At 60.7% G+C, this 20858-nt stretch carries 21 protein-coding genes and 2 pseudogenes; 12 read left to right on the forward strand and 11 right to left on the reverse strand.

From position 1 onward, the window contains the following. The first annotated feature begins 9 nt into the window (after window positions 1-9). The 4 genes and pseudogenes from gmd to FFM81_RS33000 all read left to right on the forward strand — a co-directional run. Window positions 10-1113: a GDP-mannose 4,6-dehydratase gene (gene gmd, locus FFM81_RS28250; protein WP_025418108.1), complete on the forward strand. Its 1104-nt coding sequence runs from the start codon at window positions 10-12 to the stop codon at window positions 1111-1113. Next, window positions 1106-2197, forward strand: coding sequence for a GDP-L-fucose synthase (gene fcl, locus FFM81_RS28255; protein WP_138384687.1), 1092 nt, complete (start codon window positions 1106-1108; stop codon window positions 2195-2197). Before gmd ends, fcl begins: the two co-directional genes overlap by 8 nt. Before the next feature lie 329 nt (window positions 2198-2526). Continuing rightward, on the forward strand, window positions 2527-3027 hold the full coding sequence (locus FFM81_RS28260) for a cupin (protein WP_097537057.1): 501 nt from the start codon (window positions 2527-2529) through the stop codon (window positions 3025-3027). A gap of 113 nt (window positions 3028-3140) precedes the next feature. Then, window positions 3141-3360 (forward strand): annotated as a pseudogene (locus tag FFM81_RS33000) (hypothetical protein); the annotation flags it as partial. A 122-nt stretch (window positions 3361-3482) separates the two neighbouring features. Here the strand turns inward: FFM81_RS33000 and FFM81_RS28265 are convergent. Next, a complete protein-coding gene (locus tag FFM81_RS28265) occupies window positions 3483-3749 on the reverse strand; it encodes a DUF2277 domain-containing protein (RefSeq protein ID WP_097537046.1) in 267 nt (88 codons plus the stop codon). Between the two features lie 242 nt (window positions 3750-3991). On the opposite strand from FFM81_RS28265, the gene FFM81_RS28270 reads away from it, so the two are divergent. Continuing rightward, a complete protein-coding gene (locus FFM81_RS28270) occupies window positions 3992-4231 on the forward strand; it encodes a hypothetical protein (protein WP_138384686.1) in 240 nt (79 codons plus the stop codon). Window positions 4232-4451: 220 nt separating this feature from the next. Here the strand turns inward: FFM81_RS28270 and FFM81_RS28275 are convergent, their stop codons facing one another. Then, window positions 4452-4718 carry a hypothetical protein gene (locus FFM81_RS28275; protein WP_138384685.1) on the reverse strand — a complete coding sequence of 89 codons (267 nt, stop codon included), beginning with the start codon at window positions 4716-4718 and terminating at the stop codon, window positions 4452-4454. A gap of 53 nt (window positions 4719-4771) precedes the next feature. Further along, window positions 4772-5017 carry a hypothetical protein gene (locus FFM81_RS28280; RefSeq protein ID WP_138384684.1) on the reverse strand — a complete coding sequence of 82 codons (246 nt, stop codon included), beginning with the start codon at window positions 5015-5017 and terminating at the stop codon, window positions 4772-4774. A gap of 179 nt (window positions 5018-5196) precedes the next feature. Here FFM81_RS28280 and FFM81_RS28285 point away from each other — a divergent pair, with 179 nt between their 5' ends. The 3 genes and pseudogenes from FFM81_RS28285 to FFM81_RS28295 all read left to right on the forward strand — a co-directional run bounded on the left by FFM81_RS28285 (window position 5197) and on the right by FFM81_RS28295 (window position 7392). Continuing rightward, the gene (locus tag FFM81_RS28285; RefSeq protein WP_138384683.1) at window positions 5197-6426 is read left to right on the forward strand and encodes a protein-L-isoaspartate(D-aspartate) O-methyltransferase; all 1230 of its coding nucleotides are present in this window, start codon (window positions 5197-5199) and stop codon (window positions 6424-6426) included. A 10-nt stretch (window positions 6427-6436) separates the two neighbouring features. After that, on the forward strand, window positions 6437-6889 hold the full coding sequence (locus FFM81_RS28290; RefSeq protein ID WP_003571761.1) for a DUF421 domain-containing protein: 453 nt from the start codon (window positions 6437-6439) through the stop codon (window positions 6887-6889). 38 nt (window positions 6890-6927) lie between these two features. Next, window positions 6928-7392 (forward strand): annotated as a pseudogene (locus FFM81_RS28295) (DUF4142 domain-containing protein). 64 nt (window positions 7393-7456) lie between these two features. On the opposite strand, the gene FFM81_RS28300 reads toward FFM81_RS28295, so the two are convergent. The 7 genes from FFM81_RS28300 to FFM81_RS28330 all read right to left on the reverse strand — a co-directional run bounded on the left by FFM81_RS28300 (window position 7457) and on the right by FFM81_RS28330 (window position 14982). After that, a complete protein-coding gene (locus FFM81_RS28300) occupies window positions 7457-8221 on the reverse strand; it encodes a FadR/GntR family transcriptional regulator (RefSeq protein WP_128397819.1) in 765 nt (254 codons plus the stop codon). 21 nt (window positions 8222-8242) lie between these two features. Next, a complete protein-coding gene (locus FFM81_RS28305) occupies window positions 8243-9304 on the reverse strand; it encodes a four-carbon acid sugar kinase family protein (protein ID WP_138384682.1) in 1062 nt (353 codons plus the stop codon). Continuing rightward, window positions 9301-10293: an ABC transporter ATP-binding protein gene (locus FFM81_RS28310; RefSeq protein WP_097537040.1), complete on the reverse strand. Its 993-nt coding sequence runs from the start codon at window positions 10291-10293 to the stop codon at window positions 9301-9303. Before FFM81_RS28310 ends, FFM81_RS28305 begins: the two co-directional genes overlap by 4 nt. Next, complete coding sequence (locus FFM81_RS28315) at window positions 10293-11300, reverse strand: ABC transporter ATP-binding protein (RefSeq protein ID WP_097537039.1); 1008 nt, start codon at window positions 11298-11300, stop codon at window positions 10293-10295. Before FFM81_RS28315 ends, FFM81_RS28310 begins: the two co-directional genes overlap by 1 nt. Continuing rightward, a complete protein-coding gene (locus FFM81_RS28320) occupies window positions 11297-12256 on the reverse strand; it encodes an ABC transporter permease (RefSeq protein ID WP_138384681.1) in 960 nt (319 codons plus the stop codon). Before FFM81_RS28320 ends, FFM81_RS28315 begins: the two co-directional genes overlap by 4 nt. A gap of 2 nt (window positions 12257-12258) precedes the next feature. Continuing rightward, the gene (locus FFM81_RS28325) at window positions 12259-13215 is read right to left on the reverse strand and encodes an ABC transporter permease (RefSeq protein ID WP_128397816.1); all 957 of its coding nucleotides are present in this window, start codon (window positions 13213-13215) and stop codon (window positions 12259-12261) included. A gap of 129 nt (window positions 13216-13344) precedes the next feature. Next, on the reverse strand, window positions 13345-14982 hold the full coding sequence (locus FFM81_RS28330; RefSeq protein ID WP_138384680.1) for an ABC transporter substrate-binding protein: 1638 nt from the start codon (window positions 14980-14982) through the stop codon (window positions 13345-13347). Window positions 14983-15310: 328 nt separating this feature from the next. Here FFM81_RS28330 and FFM81_RS28335 point away from each other — a divergent pair, with 328 nt between their 5' ends. From FFM81_RS28335 to pdxA, 4 genes are all read left to right on the forward strand, one after another. Further along, window positions 15311-16216, forward strand: a complete 906-nt coding sequence (locus FFM81_RS28335; protein ID WP_138384679.1) for a dihydrodipicolinate synthase family protein — start codon at window positions 15311-15313, stop codon at window positions 16214-16216. Between the two features lie 12 nt (window positions 16217-16228). Further along, window positions 16229-17413: a sialidase family protein gene (locus tag FFM81_RS28340; RefSeq protein WP_138384678.1), complete on the forward strand. Its 1185-nt coding sequence runs from the start codon at window positions 16229-16231 to the stop codon at window positions 17411-17413. 358 nt (window positions 17414-17771) lie between these two features. Further along, on the forward strand, window positions 17772-18905 hold the full coding sequence (locus tag FFM81_RS28345) for an iron-containing alcohol dehydrogenase (RefSeq protein ID WP_138384677.1): 1134 nt from the start codon (window positions 17772-17774) through the stop codon (window positions 18903-18905). Window positions 18906-18919: 14 nt separating this feature from the next. Continuing rightward, a complete protein-coding gene (gene pdxA, locus FFM81_RS28350; RefSeq protein WP_138384710.1) occupies window positions 18920-19906 on the forward strand; it encodes a 4-hydroxythreonine-4-phosphate dehydrogenase PdxA in 987 nt (328 codons plus the stop codon). Between the two features lie 265 nt (window positions 19907-20171). On the opposite strand, the gene betI is transcribed toward pdxA, so the two are convergent. Next, window positions 20172-20780 carry a choline-binding transcriptional repressor BetI gene (betI, locus tag FFM81_RS28355; protein ID WP_138384676.1) on the reverse strand — a complete coding sequence of 203 codons (609 nt, stop codon included), beginning with the start codon at window positions 20778-20780 and terminating at the stop codon, window positions 20172-20174. Window positions 20781-20858 lie beyond the last annotated feature (78 nt).

Consider the following 20858-nt stretch of genomic DNA (forward strand, 5'->3'; position numbering starts at 1 on the left):
AGGGCAATCATGGATACGGGAATGAGAGAGAACCGAAAAGTTGCGCTGATTACGGGCATAACAGGTCAGGACGGTGCGTATCTGGCCGAATTGCTCTTGGAGAAAGGCTATATTGTTCACGGCCTCAAGCGGCGTTCGTCGTCCTTCAACACCAGCCGCATCGAGCATCTCTACGAGGATCCTCATATCGAGAATCCGCGCTTTATCCTGCATTTCGGGGACATGACGGATTCAACTAACCTCATCCGCGTCGTTCAGGAAACGCAACCGGACGAGATCTATAATCTCGCCGCACAAAGCCACGTTCAAGTCTCTTTCGAGACCCCGGAATATACGGCGAACGCCGATGGCACCGGCACCCTTCGGCTGCTTGAAGCCATTCGCCTCCTGGGGCTGACGAAGAAGACCCGCTTCTACCAAGCGTCCACCTCGGAACTCTATGGCAAAGTCCAGGAAGTTCCGCAGAGCGAAACGACGCCGTTCTACCCTCGGTCACCCTATGCGGCGGCCAAGCTCTATGCCTATTGGATCGTGGTCAATTATCGCGAGGCATATGGCATGCACGCTTCGAACGGCATCTTGTTCAATCATGAAAGCCCGATCCGAGGCGAAACGTTCGTGACCCGCAAGATCACCCGGGCGGCGGCGGCTATCCATCTTGGACTGCAGGAAAGGCTCTATCTCGGTAATCTGGATGCCAAGCGCGACTGGGGACATGCACGCGAATATGTCCGCGGCATGTGGCTGATGCTGCAACAAGACGAACCGGAGGATTATGTGCTTGCGACCGGCGAAACGCATTCGGTTCGTTCCTTTGTCGACAAGGCCTTTGCCAAGGTGGGCATGCCGATCGATTGGCGTGGCCAGGGGGTCGAGGAAAAGGGGTACGACAAGACATCCGGCCGATGTGTGGTGGAGATCGATCCGGCCTACTTCCGTCCGACTGAAGTCGATCTTCTGATCGGCGATCCGACGAAGGCGCACACGAAGCTTGGCTGGAAACATGAGACCAGTCTTGATCAGCTGGTGGCCGAGATGGTTCGCGAGGATCTGAAAGTCATGGCACGAAATGTCCCGTCGGTCGGTGTCACCAAGGGTTTTGCTTATGCCTGAGGTGATCTACAGCCTTGCCGGAAAAAGGGTCTATGTCGCGGGCCACCGCGGCATGGTGGGTTCTGCGATCGTGCGGCGTCTCGCTTCGGAGGGCTGCGAGATTTTGACCGCCCCCCGCGCCGAGGTCGATCTCAGATGTCAGGAGCAGGTGGAAGCCTGGATGAGCAAGTATCGTCCCGATGCTGTCTTCCTGGCTGCGGCGAGGGTAGGCGGCATTCTCGCCAATGCTACCTATCCGGCCGACTTCCTCTACGACAATTTGGTTCTTCAAGCCAACGTCATCCACGCAGCCCATAGAGCTGACGTCGAAAAACTGATGTTTCTCGGCTCATCCTGCATCTATCCGAAATTCGCCGATCAGCCGATCGTCGAGGAGGCACTTCTGACGGGTTCGCTTGAGCCGACGAATGAATGGTATGCGATCGCCAAGATCGCCGGCTTAAAGCTCTGCGCTGCCTATCGCAAACAGCACGGCAAGGATTTCATCTCGGCCATGCCGACCAACCTCTATGGTCCAGGCGACAATTTCGACCTCGACTCGAGCCACGTCATGCCGGCGCTCATCCGCAAGGCGCATGAGGCGAAGATCAATCGGCAGCGAGAGATATGTATCTGGGGTACCGGCACGCCGCGGCGCGAATTCCTTCATGTCGACGATTGCGCCGACGCCTGCCTCCATCTCATGAAGACCTATTCCGCCGAAAGTCATGTGAACATCGGTTCCGGCGAAGACATCGCCATCCTCGAATTGGCACACCTCGTTTCCAAGGTCGTGGGTTTCGAAGGCAAGATCACGCACGACCCCACCAAGCAAGACGGCACCCCGCGCAAGCTCTTGAGTGTCGACAAGCTTCGCACGCTCGGTTGGTCTCCCAGGATAGGCCTGAAGGAAGGTATCGCAGGCGCCTACCGATCCTTCCTTGATGGGCATTATCTCGAACGCAGCAACAGGGCGATATCCGGCGACTTGACCGGTCAAAGCGACATCAGCTTTGAGAGAGCCAAGACATCGACGCTGTCCGCGCCGACGCTCCCGACAGTCGCGCATCATCCCTCGCGCATGGCGAATTTGGGCGAGGGATAAAAACAGTTTGTCCGGGGGGACGCATATGTTGGGATGGAGCAGATAGTGGGGCCAGTCGAAATCAGGATTGCGGCGCTCATTTTCCTGATCGTGGTGTGGGCGGTGATTATCGGTGCGGCAATGGATTTTTCCGCAGTCGAGATACCGATATCGCTTGTCGCTCTATTGCACAGATAGTCCACGTCGAATGGCCCGGGGACTAGGGTTCAGGTTTTTGAAGCGCCAGCACAGATGCCTTCCGTGCAAGAGTGTGTTGAAACCTGTATGAATGACTTGAACGCTCTGCGGCCGTCGCACCGCGGCAATCGATGGCGACCTTAGGATTCAACATGAACGCCGAGGCGATAATTTTCGAGCCAAGTGACTGGGTTCCGAACAATCAGCGTCTTCCTGTGTTGCTTTACAGGGGGCTTTCTGCCGATGGTGGAGCAGCTGATTTCAAGAGTCGCTTCGCAGCCAATGGTTGGACAGGCATCTGGATAAACGGTGTCTTCGATTATCAGCACTACCATTCCGGCGCCCATGAGGTGCTTGGGATTGCTGTTGGTAGCGCCACCCTGCTGATCGGCGGTCCCAGCGGTCAAGCACTGAAGGTGGCGGCGGGAGACTGTTTGGTGCTTCCGGCCGGGACGGGGCACCAGAATCTCGGTTGCACCTCGGACTTCCAGGTGGTTGGTGCTTATCCTAAAGGGCAGCATGCCGACATCCAGACTTCGGCTGCTTCGAGCGAAATGCTGGCGAAAATCTCGTCTGTGCCGCTACCCCACAGCGATCCCGTTCAGGGTCCGTCGGGATTACTTACCGAGAAATGGCGGTCGTCATTTGCGTAACCGGACCGATTTCGCGGCTGCGTTCGATAGACCCGACCACTGACCTCGCAGTGCAGCGTATCAGAGACCTCGGACGTCGGTTACCCGTTTCGACCTCTATAGAGTGCCAGCAACTGACGAATGTCAGGGGCAAGGTGCTGATGGCGCTTGGGGACGCGTTCAAGCAAGCAGGCGTGTCCATACCGTTCCCGCACGGAAATCATCATGAAGACGCCTGTTGAGATCAAGCAATTGCGCGAGGACCAACCGCGTTTGGCTCCATCATCGTCAGCCGTCAACGCTACGGGAACTCGGGAACCTAAGCGCGGGCGCTTTGTGCGCAGCGAGCTTTAGATCGAGCTCTCGTTCAATACTCAAAACGGTGGACCGTTACCAACCTTGGATCCGAAGGATGTCGAAGCGCGCAAGCAGCCGGCATCTGCTCGGGTTATGAGGCAAGGCAAGCGGGAGCTCTTTTACGCGAAGCGGATCGCTGTTCTCGCGCGCGCCTTTGCGGCAACTTCCTCTCGATCACGAGGAGGTTGGGAGGTCTCAAGCGAACCGAGCAGCTCTTGGGCGCATTTGGCGATTGACATAACCGCCTGCTCAAACGCTGCCTCATTGCGTTTCGACGGCTTAGTGGTTCCGCTCAACTTGCGCACGAATTGAAGCGCGGCGTCATGAATCTCCTCGCCCGTCGCCGGCGGATCAAAATTGAAAAGGGGTTTGATATTTCTGCACATGACTTGCTCCCGTTCGTCTCCTCTCTCCAACCGAGAGGAGTGAATGACTTCACATAAAGTAGTCGCGTGAGCGTGATTTACAAATGCACCGTTCGGCTCGGCCGCGCCATCTGTATCGGTACAGTCGGAAACTCGGTCCCCTGCGACTTCGAGAGGGAACGAAAACCAGACGACTTGGTTAGGCACTTGGAAAGCGGCGCCTCATTCCGGGAACCGTACCATGTGTGGCGAAGGAGCACGTTGTGAATGTTCTCAGTTTCAGCAGAGCCAGAAACGGTCGGGACGGTCCTGATGCCGGTTTCGTAACCACAGACGCCGATGACCGCCGGCTCTACAGGTTTGCCCTGCAATATGATATGGACGGCAAGAGTTGGGCGACCGAGATCTGGGCCTATTCTCCCAAAGATGCAGAAGACCGCGTCGCTGCGATGCGCCGATCGCTGACGATGTGCGGTCAGCTCTACGGCGAGGTGGAAGCTTAAAGCTCTCCGACACCTACACCGCGCGAGATCTCCTTCGACATGTCGATGTCGCTGATCGACGGAACATTTCTTCATAACCGAGATTGACGCGCCACGGACGACTGGCGGGGCGAAACATCGTGAAAAGCCCCGACGGGCGCGACGCCATCATCCAGAGCCATCCGGCTGGCTTGGCGCCGCGGCAGCGACCCGATCGGACTTCCAAAGCGGCGTCCAGCGGTTAACCGCGCTCGACGAATTTGCTGAAACGGCTCGTCTTCCCGTCCTTGGTCTTGTCCTGGTAAAGGAAAGCCAGCTTGTTCTCGTCGAAGATCCTGAAGAATTCGTCCCAGCCGATCTCGTCGAATTCCTCTTCCTTTTCACCGAAATCGATGCGCAGCACGCCGCCGCCTTTACCGCCGGCGCGGATCACCGCCGGCTTACCGTCCCTTTTTTCCGCCCATTTCTGGATCACCTTGTGATCCGTCGTCGTCTCGGAACTGCTCATTGAAACCTCCATCTTTGTTTTGTGTCGGCGGAAGGTCGTCTGCAGCGACATCGTCACAGCAGCGTTTGTCGTTGCTTCCAGTTGCGATAGGGCGCGAGCAGTTCGCCGGGATAGCGCCGCTCGATCTCACTTTCGGTCAAAGCAATCCGGGGAAGGATCTCTTCTGCCGCGTCGTCTCCAGCAGCTTCGCTTGCTCTTTCCAGCTCGCTCATGGTCGCAAACACTTCGTCGTCAGTCATCGCCTCAAGGCGTGAGGCAAGGTCTTCGACCGGTTCGGTAATGAGGGGGTTCGTGGACACTGATACCTCATGGGAATGGTATTTCCCGTTTGCATATGCCTGTCGAACTTCGCTCTTCACACTAAGTTCCCCACATGGACCGAGCAACGCATGGAATGACGGACCCTCCGTTGCTTTGCATTCTTCTGCCCGGCCCAGAAGCTCGCCCCAGGTGCAACCGGCGACAGTGGAGCCGATCCATGGATATGACACGCATCCGAGAACGCATGGTGGAGCATCAGCTGACGCGCCGTGGCATTGGCGATCGAAGCGTCATCGAGGCGATGCGCACGGTGCCTCGCGAAAAATTCGTCGCGCCGGGCTTCGAGGAATACGCTTATGACGACGCGCCGCTGTCGATCGGTGAGGGCCAGACGATTTCGCAGCCGTTCATTGTGGCTCTGATGCTCGAAAAGGCCGATCTGAAAGCCGGCGACAAAGTGCTCGAGGTCGGAACGGGGTCAGGCTACGCTTCAGCCTTGATGAGCCGGATCGCAAGGCAGATCTATTCCATCGAGCGCCATGAAAGGCTGGCGCTTCAGGCCAGGGAACGGTTCGAGACGCTCGGATATCGAAATATTGATGTTCGTGTGGGCGACGGCAGCAAGGGCTGGCCGGAAGCCGCCCCATTCGACGCCATTGTCGTTTCTGCGGCAGCACCCGAGGTGCCCTCCGCCTTGAAGGAGCAGTTGGACATTGGAGGGCGGCTCATCATCCCGGTCGGCCGCAGTCAAGAGCAACGCCTGAAACGCGTCATGCGCACCGGCCCCGCCGCGTTCGAGGAAGACGATCTCGGCGGGGTGGTCTTCGTTCCCCTGATCGGTGAAGACGCCTGGACTGCCGCACATCCGATGTACACGGCGACGGTGCCATCGCCTGGAACTTTTGCGTCCGGCCCAGCTTCTCTGCCAAATGCACAGGAAAAGGGCATGGAAACAACAGACAAATTGCCTGCGCTGCCCGAAGGCGTGCTCGATCATACCGAGTTCCAGCAACGGTTCTGGGCGGTTCAACGTCTTTCCTGGATTATGTTCACCCTTCTTCTGGCGACCTGCTTGCTGGGTTTACTTGGAAGAGGGGGCCCGTTTTCACGGCAAACATTGCTGTTATCGGATGGGTCCGTGGACTTTCCCATCATCTCCCGGTGGAATGCTCCCGAGGATATGACGGTGAACTTCACGGCGTCATCCGAAGACAGGGTCTTCACAGTCGATGCCGCCTTTCTTCAAACTTTCTCGGTTCAGGGCATCGATCCGCCCCAGAAGGCGACCTTCGCGCGCGAGGGCCGGATAGGCTACGTGTTCCCGGCCGATCCGACGGGGCCGACGCAGATCGTGTTCCGTCTGCAAACGCAACTCGCCGGCGCTCGTCGCGCCTCCATCGGCCTGGGTGGAGAGGTCCGTAGCCAATCCACTTTCATCTTTCCATGAGGGCGGCACGGTGGATGCAGTATTCCGCGGACTGGCAATTTATTTCACGCTGCTCGTGATCATCCGCTTGTCGGGGCGACGGACATTGGCCCAGATGACGCCATTCGACCTGGTCATCGTGCTGGTTATCTCCGAGACAACGCAGCAGGCGATGCTGGGCGACGACTTCTCGATTACCAACGCCGTTATCTTGATCCTGACGCTGTTTACCACCGACATCGGCCTCTCCTACGTGAAGAGGTGGTGGCCTCGCGCTGCTCATATTATCGATGGGGTTCCGACCATCCTGGTGACGGATGGCGTCTACGACGAAGGCGCGCTCAAGGGCGCCCGCCTGCAGAAGGAAGATGTCATGCAAGCGGCTCGAAGCCAGGAGGGCATCGAGAGCGTGACGGAGATAAAATTTGCCATCCTCGAAGTGAGCGGCAACATCAGCATCATCAAGAAGCAGACATCCGGCTGAAACAAAAAGGAGAACCCTCAGCCTGTCCACGCCTCGTTATCGCCTCGCTCGCCCTCGCGTTTGGCGTCCCGGCCTTCGCACAATCCGCGGCCGAAAAGACCGGTGTCAATTCTCTGATCGGCGTCCCGCCAAAAACCGAGGATTTCGTCAAGGAGGCAGCCACCAGCGATATGTTTGAAATTGCCTCCAGCAAGCTGGCCGTCGAGCGCGGCGACGATGCGACCAAGGCGTTCGCCCAGCAAATGGTCCCCGACCACCAGAAGACCACCGACGAACTCAAGGCACTGGTTTCGGCGGCAAGGTCAAAGCCACGCTTCCGAGCGCTATGACGTCCGATCAGCAGAGCATGCTCGACAAGCTGAACGGCCTGCAGGGGGACGACTTCAACAAGCAATATCACTCAGACCAGGACCTGCCCACGAAGACGCGATCGATCTGTTCAAGCGCTATGGCGACTTGCTTTGGAACAGAGCCTCGAGATGGCCAAAGAACTCAACAAATAAGCTGGGAAGGCGGGGGCACCCACGACCTCTCTGGCATCCCGACGATCCGGGCGGCCGATCTGCCTCAGAAGGACAGGTCGAGTGCCCTGCCCTCAAACAGACGGTCGCGGGAGCCTTCGAGATGCGCCTTCATCAGCCTTTGCGCGTCGTCAGCCCGCCCGTCGGCGATCGCCTTGTAGATGGCGTTATGCTCTTCGTAGACCTGCTCCAGCCCTTGGCGTGGGCCAAGCAGAGAAAGACCGTGGAGATGCATGCCGACGGCGATATGGGCCTTCAGCGCATCGATCGAGGCGGTGTAATAATGGTTGTTGGCTGCCTCCGTCACCGCGCGGTGGAAGATGAAATCGGCATCTGTGCGGTGAAGCTGATGGCTGGTCGCCTCGCGCAGATCGGCAAGGGCGCTGGCAATCTTCTGGATCGCCTGCTCGTTGCGCCGCTTGGCGGCAAAATAGGCGGCGGCCGGCTCGATGGTCAGGCGGAATTCGTAGCAGCGCTGAATGTCGGCGATGGTCTTAACAGGCGAATAGGCAAGCTGCGTCGTCGGCGATCCATGGGCGCTGACGAAGGTGCCGGCGCCTTGGCGGGCATAGACCATGCCCTGATCGCGCAGGCGGGCCAGCGCGTCGCGGATGATCGGCCTGGAAACACCCAGCATCGAGGCAAGTTCATGTTCGCCGGGCAGGCGCGAATCCGGCGGATAGTTCCCGCCGCGGATACGCTCGAGCAACTGGTCGAAGACGCGGTCGACCAGCTTGACGGCTTTGCCGCGTTCGGGCTTGCCCGGCGGGCCGGCATCCGCGTTCAAAGAATCGCCATTCACTTCAACCACGTCATTCTCCCCGGCGGTATCTTATGCCGCCTGATTCCGAAGAACCAGTTTTAACAAACTATCCGGCTTACCGAAGCCCCCCGACTTGACTGCGCATCGAAAAGACCGCCCGTCGGCGGCCGTGACATCGAACCAGGGAATGCCGGCCTCGATCTCGCCCTTCGGCATGAGCATCCTCACTCCCAATGCACGGAAAACCGCAAGCGCGGTGTCGCCGCCGCCGACCATCAGCATATCGGGCCTGGTATCGTCGATCACCCTTTTGACGCCTGCGGCAAAATCACCGGCGACGAGCATCGCATCGGCTGCCATGTCGCCGCTGCAGCGCAGCAGAACCGGCAGCGCCAAGCCCTCCCCGCATTCGATCTGCCCCATCGGAGCATCCACCACCATACGCAGGGCGCCCGAGGCTTCGAGCCGGTTCATCTGGGCTGAGGTGATCGGATCGCGCGAGCCGAAGGCAAACAGTGTGCGCGGGGTTGCCGCAAATTCCGTCACCGGCCGTCGCCCCGTTTCACTGAGCTGGCGAGCGAATGCCGCACCGAGGCCGCGCGCACCGACCCCAAGCGTCGTCAGCCAGACATGGCCCTCGACGATCTGATCGAGATCGGTATCGTCTTCGGCATCGGCAACGACAACATTGTCCGCACCCGCGAACAGATCGGCAATCGGTAGCGGCCGGTCGACACCGCGGCCGACGACGCAGCCGCGGTAGGTCAGGCGCTCCTGATCGGGAATGGCAGGCGCCACCAGAATGTTCTTCAGGCCGAGCGCACCGGCCAGTGCCAGACTTTCAGCCGCGACATTGCCCTTCAGCCGGGAGTCGATCTTCTTCATGACGATACCGGGCTTCGCGCCGCCCAGCATCTCCACAGCCAGTCGGATCCTTTCGGCAGCCCCGCGCTCGTTCAGCGCGCGCGAAGCGGTGTTGACGACGACGACATCGCAGCCGGTGGCGATCGCATCCCGGGCTGCCTCGACATCGACGGCGACCGCGACTGAAAGGCCGGCGGCGGCGAAGGGCGTGCCGGTATCGAGCGCGCCCGTCAGATCGTCGGCAATGATCGCGGCCTTCAGCGTCATGGAATCTCACCCGTACTGACGGCATGACAGGCGACGAGGTGGCCGGGCGTTGCTTCCTTCCAGACAGGAATGACCTTGCTGCAGACATCCATGGCGATCGGGCAGCGGGTATGGAAACGGCAGCCCGACGGCGGGTTCAGCGGGCTCGGGACGTCGCCCTGCAGGATCTGGCGCTGGCGGCTGCGCTCATGCTCCGGATCGGTCTCCGGGACGGCCGACAGCAGCGCCCTGGTATAGGGATGCAACGGATTGTCGAACAGCTCCTCGCGGCTGGCAAGTTCGGCAAGCCGCCCGAGATACATGACGCCGACGCGGGTGCTGATATGGCGCACCACCGCCAGATCATGGGCGATGAAGAGATAGGTCAGCCCGTATTTCTCCTGCAGATCGAGCAGGAGGTTGATGATCTGCGCCTGGATCGACACGTCAAGCGCCGAAATCGCCTCGTCGCAGACGATGAATTTCGGCTGGCAGGCGAGCGCCCGGGCAATGACGACGCGCTGGCGCTGTCCGCCGGAAAGCTCGTGCGGGTAACGCTGGGCAAAGCGTGTGGGCAGGCCGACATCGGTCAGCAGCGCCGCCACCCGCTCCTTGAGTTCGGCTTTTGTGCAGAGCTTGTGGAAGAGGATCGGCTCGCCGATTGCCTCGCCCACCGTCATGCGCGGATTGAGCGTCGAATAAGGGTCCTGGAAGACGATCTGCAAGTCACGGCGGAACGGCCGCATCTGCCTTTCGTCGAGCGTCGCGAGATCCTGACCCTTGTAGACGACCTTGCCGCTGGTCGCCTTGTAGAGATTGAGGATGGTGAAGCCGGTCGTCGATTTGCCGCAGCCGGATTCGCCGACGAGGCTGAGCGTCTCGCCTTCCATGATGTCGAGGTTGACATTGTCGAGCGCATAGACAGTTGCCGAGCGCTCACCGAAGGCGCCGAGCTTGACGTGGAAATGCTTGACCAGGTTTTCGATCTTGAGCAGCGGTTGAGCACCCATCATGCCGCCTCCTGCATTCTCTGGACGACGAAACAGGCGGCCCGGTGATTGCCGCTGCCGCTCAAAGGTTCAAGCTGTGGCACCTTCTCGTGACAGATCGCCTCCACCAACGGGCAGCGTGGCGCAAACGGGCAGCCCTTGGGCCGGCGGCCGGGCTCCGGCGGCGTGCCGCCGATCGAACTCAGCCGGCTTGCCGGCGGATCGGATAGTTTCGGGATCGAGGAAAGCAGGCCGCGCGTATAGGGATGGCTCGGGTGGGCATAGAGCTCGTCGACCGGTGCGTCTTCGACGACCGTGCCGGCATAGAGCACGGCGACGCGGTCGACCAGGCCGGCGATCAGCGCCAGGTCGTGGGTGATCCAGACGACGGACATGCCGAGCTTGGTTCTGAGATCCTTCACCAGATCGACGATCTGGGCCTGGATGGTGACATCGAGCGCCGTCGTCGGCTCATCGGCGATCAGCAGTTTCGGATTGCAGGCAAGGCCGATCGCAATCATCACCCGCTGGCGCATGCCGCCCGAAAGCTCGTGTGGAAAGGCCTGCAGCCGCTCTTCAGGACCGGGAATGCCGACGAGGCGCAGCAGCTCGACGGCGCGGGCACGGGCCTCAGCCTTCTTCATGCCGCGGTGATAAATCAGCGGCTCGCAGATCTGGGCGCCGACGCGCATGACCGGATTGAGCGAGGTCATCGGATCCTGAAAGACGAAGCCGATATCGCCGCCGCGCACCTTTCGCAGCTCGGCATTCGACATCGTCTGCAGGTCGCGGCCGTCGAAAGTGGCCGTACCCTTGGCGACCTTGATCTTGTTCGGCAGCAGCCGCATCAGGCTCAGCATGGTGAGGCTCTTGCCGCAGCCGGATTCGCCGACGACGCCGAGGGTCTCGCCCTTGTCGACATGGAGATCGATGCCGTCGACGACGACGGCCGGACCATTGCGGCCGTCGATCTCGACGGTGAGGCCCCTGACATCGAGCAGGCGTTCGGTGTTTTGAGTGTCCATCATTTGCTGCCCCGCGGATTGAGCGCGTCGTTAAGACCGTCGCCGAGGAAGCTGAAGGCAACCGAGGCAAGGCCGAGCACGGCCGCCGGAGCGGCGAGAAGATGCGGATAATGCTGCCAGACGCGAAGGCCGTCCGAGATCATGTTGCCCCAGCTCGGGGTCGGCGGATTGACGCCGACGCCGAGGAAGCTGAAGGCGCTTTCCAGCACCATCGCCGTGCCGAGACCGGCGCTCACCGAGACGATCAGCGGCCCCAGCGCATTCGGCACGACATACCGCTTGATGATGACCCAGTTCGACAGGCCGAGCGCCTGCGCCGCGGTAATATAGGGCCGGCTGCGGATCGACAGCACCTGGGCGCGCACCAGACGAGCATAAGGCGGCCAGGAGATCAGCGCCATCGACCCGAAGACCAGGATGAAATCCACCCATATGGTCTGGCGATAGAAGGGATTGAGGGTCTCGAGGTAACGCGCCTCCATCCATCGGGTGATTGGCGATTTTAGCGAGGCGTTGATGACGACGACGAGCAGCAAGTTGGGAACCGACATCGTCACGTCGGTCAGCCACATGATGGCGCGGTCGAAGGGATTGCCGAAGAAACCGGCAACGGCGCCGAGCGTGAGGCCGATCAGCACCGCGAAGAAGGTGACGATGACGGCGACGAGGAAAGCGGTCCGCGTGCCGAAGACCACGCGGCTGAAGACGTCGCGGCCGAGATCGTCGGTTCCGAAGAGATGGCTCATCGACGGCAGCGCGTTGCGGGCGTTGAGATCCTGGCTCAGATAATCGTAAGGCGTCAGATAAGGCCCGAAGATTGCCGTGAAGGCGAGGATCAGCACGACGACGAGCCCGAAGATGGCGAGCTTGTTGCGCTTCAGCCGATACCAGGCATCACGCCACAGACTGACCGGCTGTTCCTCGACGGTTTCAGGGGTGGAAAGAGGGATTGCGGACATGGTCAGCGGCTCCGTCTTGAATCATTGGCACGCGGGTCGAGCAGCGGATAGAGCACATCGACCAAAAGGTTCGACACCATCACCAGGAATGACCCGATCAGCGTGATCGCCAGAATGACCGGATAGTCGGAATTGATCAGCGCCTGCACCGTCAGGCGCCCGAGACCCGGCAGTCCAAAAACCAGTTCGACGAAGATCGCACCGTTGACGATGGTGATCATGATCAGACCGAGCTGCGTCACCACAGGCGTCAATACCGGCCGAAGGATGTGGCGCAGCGCCACGATGATCTCCGGAACGCCCTTGGCGCGGGCGGTGCGGACGAAATCCTCCGACAGCACCTCGATAACGGCAGCCCGGGTCTGGCGCACGATCAGCGCGATCGGCTGGAAGGACAGCACGAGCAGCGGCAGCAGGATACGGACATCGAAGATGCCGCCCCAGCCATAGGGCACGCTTGCCCCCGGCAGCAGCACGATGAGGCCGACCATCAGCAGGGGACCCGCGACATAGGCCGGGATCGCCCAGAGGAAAAGCGCCGAGCCCAGAATAGAATAATCGAGGCGCGAATTCTGGTTCAGCGCGGCGATCATGCCGAGCGGGATCGCGACGACCGTCGTCAGGATGACGGAACAGAGGGCAAGCTGGAAGGAGACGGGGGCAGCGGCCGAGACCATTGCCCACACGGCGCGGCCCGAGGTCAGCGAATTGCCGAACTGGCCATGCAGCAGATTCCAGATGTAAAGACCGAACTGCTCGATGAAGGGCCGGTTGAGGCCGGCGCTTTCGCGGATGGCTTCGATGCGCTGCGGATTATAGGCGACGTCGCCCGGCGCGCGCAGGAAGATCAGCTTGATCGGGTCGCCGGCGCCATAGAAGGCCAGCGCATAGACGGCCAGCATCACCACCAGAACGGATGGAATCCAGATGGCAAACCGGGTTAGCACGTAGCGCAGCAAGGCCACCTCCCACCTGTTGTCGATGCGGCCCGTCTTTCGCAGAAGCGCGGCAGATCGCATCTCTTCTTGAAACTTGCGCGAAGGCCTTGCAGCCTCCGCGCGTTTATCGCCAGGAACGATTGCTCCGGATCAACCGATCGAAATGTTCCACGGCTCGACGATCTGCCAGTCGAGGTTCTTGTCCAGACCCTTGACTTCCTTGGTGGCCCAGCGCGACATCGCCTGAGAATACCACGGGATGAAGGCCCAATCGTCGCGGAACGCCTTCTGGGCTTGCTGGGCGAGGGCGATGCGCTGCGGATCGTCCGCGGCCCTGGTCGTCGCTTCGGCAAGGGCGCTGTCGACCTTGTCGTTTTTATACCCGCCGAGCTTGTTCTGCGCGTTCGACGAGGTCGAGGCGATGCAGCCCGCCAGATAGGAGACGGCATCGGGAACGCGGGTGCCGACGTCGTCGCGGAAGATCTGGACCGAATTCTGGTCCGGACCGGCATAGGCGTCCTGCTGCGGCTTCATGTCGACCGCAGTGATGCCGAGGTTCTGGCGCCATTGCTCGGCAATGAACTGGGCGGCGGCCTGAATGGCCGGCGCCGAGATGCCGACGAACATGATTTTCGGCAGGCGCTCTGGTCCGCCATAGCTCGACTCGGCAAGCAGCTTCTTGGCGGCTGCCGGATCATAGGGAAAGGGCTCGAAGCCGGAATTCTCGGCGCCTGGAACCGAGTTGAGGATCTGGTCGGCCTTCTTGTGCGGCCCATCCGGATAAGACGCCTTGAACAGACCGTCGCGGTCGACCGCCATGATCAGCGCCTGGCGGACCTTCGGGTCATCCATCGGCGCGCGGGAGATGTTGAACCAGAAGTGCTGGCTGGTCGGGATCAGCGGGCCGGCCGAGAATTCCGGGCCGAGATCCTGGATGATCGTCGAGGTGACCAGCTCGGTATGGGCATTGAACTCGCCGGATTTGATCAGCGATGTCGCCGTCACATTATCCTCGATCGAGGTGACCTCGATGCGCGCGAGCTTCGGCTTCGGCCCGAAGAAGTTCTCATTCGGCTCGAAGGTGAGCTTGCCGGCGTCGATATCGATGCTGGTCAGCTTGAAGGGGCCGGAGAACACCGGCTTGCTGTCGGGCTTGTACCAGTCGATGATCTCCTCGCCGTCGCTGCCGCGCGACTGCGACGCCTTGGTGATCGGCGCGATGTGATTTGCCAGGCGCATGAAGAAGATCGGATCGGCGGCAGCCAGCGTCACGACGACCGTTCCCTCGTCGGGTGTTGCGACACCGGTCAGCTCGTTGCCGGAGCCGGCGGCGATTTCGGCATAACCCTTGACCTTGCTCAGCACCTGGTCGGCGCGCTGGCTCTTGGTGTTCGGCATCGAGGCGACTTCCCACGATCCCTTGACGTCGGCCGCGGTGATCTTGCTGCCATCGGAGAAAACCGCCTTGGGGTCGATCTTGAAGGTCCACACCGTGTTGTCGGCCGATTCCCAGCTGGTGAAGACGTAAGGCTTGATATTGCCTTCACTGTCGAAATACATCGGCGCTGCCCACCAGATCGAATTCCAGCGGAAGGTTCTGCCGCCGCCGCGCAGCGGTGACCAGTCCTGGTCGAAGGCCGGATGTGCGACTTTCAGGACCTGGCCCTCGTCAGCCATCACGATGCGGGCATTCATCCCGAACACGGTGAGCCCGACGCCGGCCGCAAGACCGAGCTTCAGTGCGTTGCGACGCGATAGATTGGTTTTATCAGATTGATCAAAAGACATGGCATTCCCTCCCACGGTGAATTCGGCGGCGCTCTCCCTGCACCTGCCAGGCGCAGCACAATCCGTTCCTTATGGTTCTCTCGTTATTGTAAATATGTCAACAAAAAATCACGGTTTTCGTTCGGACAAATTTTACATTGAAAAATATTGAAGCAATATCAAATAGATAATTTTTTACTCTCCCATGAAGGCACTTTGTCTTCTTGACAAAATCGCCGCAATGGAAAAGTTCTTAGCACTCCATCGCAAACAGACGAAGACAATCGGATGCGCAGCCGGGCGGTTCGACCGCGGATCGGCAAGACAGGACGCGCCGAAGGGGGACAGGATGAGCCATCACAGGATCACAGGCGTCTTCAGTGCGGCCGCGACGCCGCTGACGGCAGACAACACGCCGGATTTGGCGCTTTTCACCGATCATTGCCGGCAGCTGCTGGCTGAAGGATGTCATGGCGTGGCCCTGCTCGGCACGACGGGCGAGGCCAATTCCTTCTCCGGAGCCGAGCGCCGCGCCGTTCTGGAAGCGGCCGTGAAGGCCGGCATTCCCGCCGACAGGCTTCTGCCGGGCACTGGGGTCGTCGCCATTCCGGAGACCGTGGAACTGACCCGGCACGCGTTGTCGCTCGGCGTCACCAAGGTGGTGATGCTGCCGCCCTTCTATTACAAGGGCGTTTCTGACGACGGCCTGTTCGCCGCCTATTCGCAGGTGCTGGAAAAGGTCGCCGACACGCGCCTTCGGGTCATCCTCTATCATATCCCGCAGGTCTCGGGCGTGCCGCTGTCCATTCCGCTGATCGGCCGGCTGATTGCCGCCTTCCCGGAAACGGTCGTCGGCATCAAGGAATCTGCCGGCGATTTCAATAACATGCAGGCCATTATCGCCGCGCATCCCGGTTTTTCGGTGCTGGCGGGCGCCGATCCGCTGCTGCTGCCGCTGCTGAAGGCCGGCGGCGCCGGCTGCATCACCGCCACCTCCAATCTGGTGGCGGATTCGCTGCGCACCATCTACGACCACGTCCATGACGAGGCGCGCGCCGCCGATGTCGAGGCGGCGCAGGCGCGTATCAACGCCTATCGCACGCTTTCCAACTCCTACGTCCAGATCCCGACCATCAAGGCAATGGTGGGGCTGAAGACGGGCAATCCCGCCTGGAGCCGAACGCGCCCGCCGCTGATGCCGCTCGGCGAGGCGGACTACGCCGCACTTGCCGAAAGCTATGCCAAGCTGCCTTGAGGAGACCCCGCCATGAGCTTTACCGGCCTGCCTTCGGAAGTCGTGCCCGCCATGATGACCGGGCTTATCACCCCTCGCCCCGCCATCGAGGGCCGGGCCGACGCCTACCTGCCCTCGCCCTGCATCCAGAACCATGCGGCAAATCTCGCCTTTCTGCCCGACGGAACGCTGACCTGCGTCTGGTTCGGCGGCACGATGGAGGGCATGGGCGATATTTCGATTTACATGTCGCGGTTAGCACCGGACGCCGAGCGCTGGTCCGAGCCGGAGAAGATGAGCGACGACCCACAGAAATCCGAGCAGAATCCGTTGATTTTCAATGCTCCTGACGGAAAGACTTGGCTGCTCTATACCTCGCAAACCTCGGGCAATCAGGACGGCTCCGTTGTCAAATGCCGCATATCGGACGATGGCGGCAAAAGCTTCGGGCCGGTCAGCGTCCTCTGTGACAGCCCCGGCACCTTCGTTCGCCAGCCGATCGTCGTCAATGGCAGGGGCGACTGGCTGCTTCCGGTCTTCCGCTGCGTCGGCCTCAACGGCCAGCGCTGGAGCGGCGACGCCGATACGGCAGCGGTGCTGATCTCGCGCGACGGCGGCGCCAGCTGGCAGATGCGCGATATTCCAGACAGTATCGGCGCCGTGCACATGAACATCCTGCCGCTCGGCGGCGACGAAATGGTCGCCTTCTACCGCAATCGTTTCGCCGAGAGCATCCTTTCCAGCCGATCGTCCGACGGCGGCGAAACGTGGAGCGCGCCCGCGCCGACCGAACTGCCGAACAACAACTCCTCGATCCAGGCCACCGTCCTGAATGATGGAGCAATCGCAATGGTTTATAACCATTCGAATGCGACGATGTCGGACGCACGCCGCCAGTCGCTCTATGACGAAATCGAGGGTGACGAGGCGGGAGAGGCGACTGTTGTCGCCCATATCGGCCGCAAGGCGGTCTGGGGCGTGCCCCGGGCGCCGCTCAGCCTGGCGATCTCTAGGGATGGCGGCAAGAGCTTTCCGCATCGCATCGATCTCGATACCGGCGATGGCTTCTGCCTCAGCAACAATTCGAAGGATTCGCTGAATCGCGAATTCTCCTATCCCTCGATCATTGAGGGCGGCGACGGCACACTCCATATCGCCTACACCTATTACCGGCGCGCCATCAAGTATGTGCGCCTGGCCCCGCGATCGCTGCCCTGATCTGATCGACGCGGCGGCCGGAAGATTGTAAACCTGCATCCGATCGGGCCCGAAAGGATGCAGGGCCACCGGCGCTGGAGCGACTAAGCGACAGGAATTTGACAAGGGCCATGCGCCGGCAAACGGTCACCCGGTCTTTCGTCCCCAGAAGACCCCTCCGTCGATATATACTTGTTAACATTATGATATCGCGATAGATTGTGACGCGACAACGCAACTTCAAAGCCTAACCGACCACATATTTAGACGATAAAAACTTCCGCGCCTTGGAATGCCGGCTTGACATTGATCTTACAACTTTACAATAAAAGAGGGCGACGAAATTGTTGCCGCAAGATCCTGCAGGGAGGACTGGTTCATGGCCAGCTTGGATTCGCCGATCACGATCGTTCGGCCGCATCTGATCGAATTCGGCATCGGCACGGCGGGCAAGCTCGGCAAATGGGCTGCCGAAAAAGGCTATAGGCGTGCGCTTGTCATCTCCGACGCTTTCAACGCTTCGCGTATCGATGTGCTGGAACTCACGGGCGAAGTCACCGTCTTTTCCGAAGTGACGCCCGAGCCGGATACCGCCAACCTCGAAAAAGTCCTGGCGGCGGCCAATGGCGCCGATGCCGAACTCATTGTCGGCTTCGGCGGTGGCAGCGCCATGGATCTGGCAAAACTTGCCGCCGTCCTTGCCGGCTCCGCGCAGACGCTGCATGAGGTCGTCGGCCCGAACAAGGTGCACGGGCCGCGCAAGGCAGCGCTCGCCCAGGTGCCGACGACCTCGGGCACCGGCAGCGAGGCAGGCATCCGCGCACTGGTCACCGATCCCAACACGATGGCGAAGCTTGCCGTCGAAAGCCTGCACATGCTGGCCGATATAGCCGTCATCGATCCGGCCCTGACCTTCACCGTGCCGGCGCGGACTACGGCTGCCACCGGCATCGACGCGATGGCTCATTGCGTCGAGGCCTTCACCAACCGCAAAGCCCATCCGATGGTCGACATCTATGCGATCGAGGGAACGCGGCTCGTCGGCAAATATCTCGCCCGCGCCGTCAAGGACGGCAACGACGCCGAAGCGCGCGCCGGCCTTTCGCTCGCATCGCTTTATGGCGGCTTCTGCCTCGGCCCGGTCAACACCGCCGGCGGCCATGCGCTCGCCTATCCCCTCGGCACGCGCTGGCATGTGGCGCATGGTGCGGCGAATGCGCTGATCTTCCCACATGTACTCGCCTTCAACACCCCGTCGGCCCCGGAAAAGACAAAAGCGGTGATGGAAGCACTTGGGCGCCAGACCTCTGACAACATCGCATCCGTCTTCGATGCGGCCTACGCTTTCTGCGCCGAACTCGGCATCGAGATGAAACTCTCCGGCCTCGGCGTGCCGGAAAGCGATCTCGACGCCATGGCCGACGATGCCTTTGCCATCCGCCGGCTGCTCGACAACAATCCGCGCGATCTCACGCGCGCCGACATTCGCTCGATCTACACAGCGGCGTTCTAGAAGGGATATTGATGATGGACAGGAATGCGAAAGTCGCAGTGACGCTCGGCGATCCCTCCGGCGTCGGCCCCGAAGTGATCGTCAAGGCCTTGGCGGCCCTTCCGAGCGAAGAGCGCCGCGATTTTGTCATCGTCGGCAATGTCGAAGCGCTGGAGCGCGCCGATCGCGTCTGCGGCACCGGCCTGAAATTCGGTCCTGCCGATGCCGGCGGCGATGACAGGATCGCCGTCGACGAAGTTGCGCTCGGCGCCGCCCTGCCGGAGATCGGCAAGGTGAGCCCTGTCGCCGGCGACGCCTCGGTGCGTTATATCACCCGCGCCGTCGATCTTGCCATGGCTGGTGAAGCCGACGTGATCGTCACCGCGCCGATCAACAAGGAAGCGATGAACCTTGCCGGCCATCACCATGACGGCCATACCGGGCTTCTTGCGCATCTCACCGGCTCGAAGAGTTCCTTCATGCTGCTTGCCTCCGAGCGGCTGAACACCATCCATGTCTCCACCCATATCTCGCTGAAGGGTGCGATCGAACGCGCCAAGACCGAGCGGGTTCTGGCCACCATCGAAGCTGGTCACAAGCACTTCCTCCGCCTTGGCAAGAAGGCGCGCATCGCCGTTGCCGGCCTCAATCCGCATTGCGGCGAAAACGGCCTGTTCGGCACCGAGGACACGGAATTCCTGGCACCCGCCGTCGAGCAGGCACAGGCTAGGGGTATCGACGTCGTCGGCCCGATCTCCGCCGACACGGTGTTCGCCCGCGCCTATAATGGCGCCTTCGATCTGGTCATTGCCCAATATCACGACCAGGGCCATATCCCGATCAAGCTCGTCGCCTTCGAGACGGCGGTCAACGTTTCGCTCGGGCTGCCGATCGACCGCGTCTCGGTCGATCACGGCACAGCCTTCGACATTGCCGGCACCGGCAAAGCCAACCATGTCAACATGCTGTCGGCCATCGCCTATGCCCGGCTGATGGCCCGCTCACCGCGACAGAAGGTGTGACCGGCTTGGTGCGGGCATCGAAGCTCTTTCAGAGCTCTGATATTTGATGTCGTCACTTATGCCCGGGTTGCAATCAGACGCATAGATTTCGGGCGTCCGCATGCCATGCGATGGCGGAGGGCGGAATTGTGTTTGAGCGGCATCGTTGCCAAAGACCAGTTGTAAAGCCTGCACCCCTGCGACAATACGATCAACGATCCACGCACCAAGGGCACTTACGGCCGGAAGGAACCGTTTTTGACCTTAATAACCCCGACCGAGGGCCTTATTGATCTGCGATTGATGGTTGCGCGAAGCAGGACGGCACCCGATGGGAAAGATAGTCGCGCATCTGGAAAATAGCCTCCTTGGATGTCAAGCGCTCCGTCTGAAGGCCCAATCTCAGCCAAAGCCCATCAATCAAGGCGGTAATGCCCAGTGCAACGGCTTCGCACTCGTCCCGCGGCACGATGTGGACCAGAGCCGACATAAGATTTGACCGCATCCTCGCGTGAATGACTTTCTGAATGCGCGCCAATTGTGGTTCGCGCGGAACCTCCGCGCAAAGCGCCAACCACGCATGACAAACGGAAGGCTGGAAAAAACGGTCCTCGAAGTTTCCCTCGATGATCGCCTCCAGTCTTTCGAGGGGACTCCTTGCGAGGTTCAGCCGGGCAACGACCGCATCCCTCAACGCCGCATTCGCCTCGCGCATCGCATGTTCGAACAATTCCTGCTTGTTTGCGAAGTAGTGCAGGACGATGCCCTTGGAGGCACCCGCTTGCGCGGCGACTTTTTCCAGCGTTGCACCCGCCATGCCTTCGCGTTGCAAGACCTCAAATGCGGCGCGTCTGAGTTCGCGCTTTCGGATATCGCTGATCTTGGCCAGTCTCATTTCTACCCCCGGGCTGGCCTCTACATTGACAAAATTTCCGAAAAGATCAATTCTTGACCGACGGGACAATATATTGCC

Source organism: Rhizobium hidalgonense (assembly GCF_005862185.2).
Classification (GTDB): domain Bacteria; phylum Pseudomonadota; class Alphaproteobacteria; order Rhizobiales; family Rhizobiaceae; genus Rhizobium; species Rhizobium hidalgonense.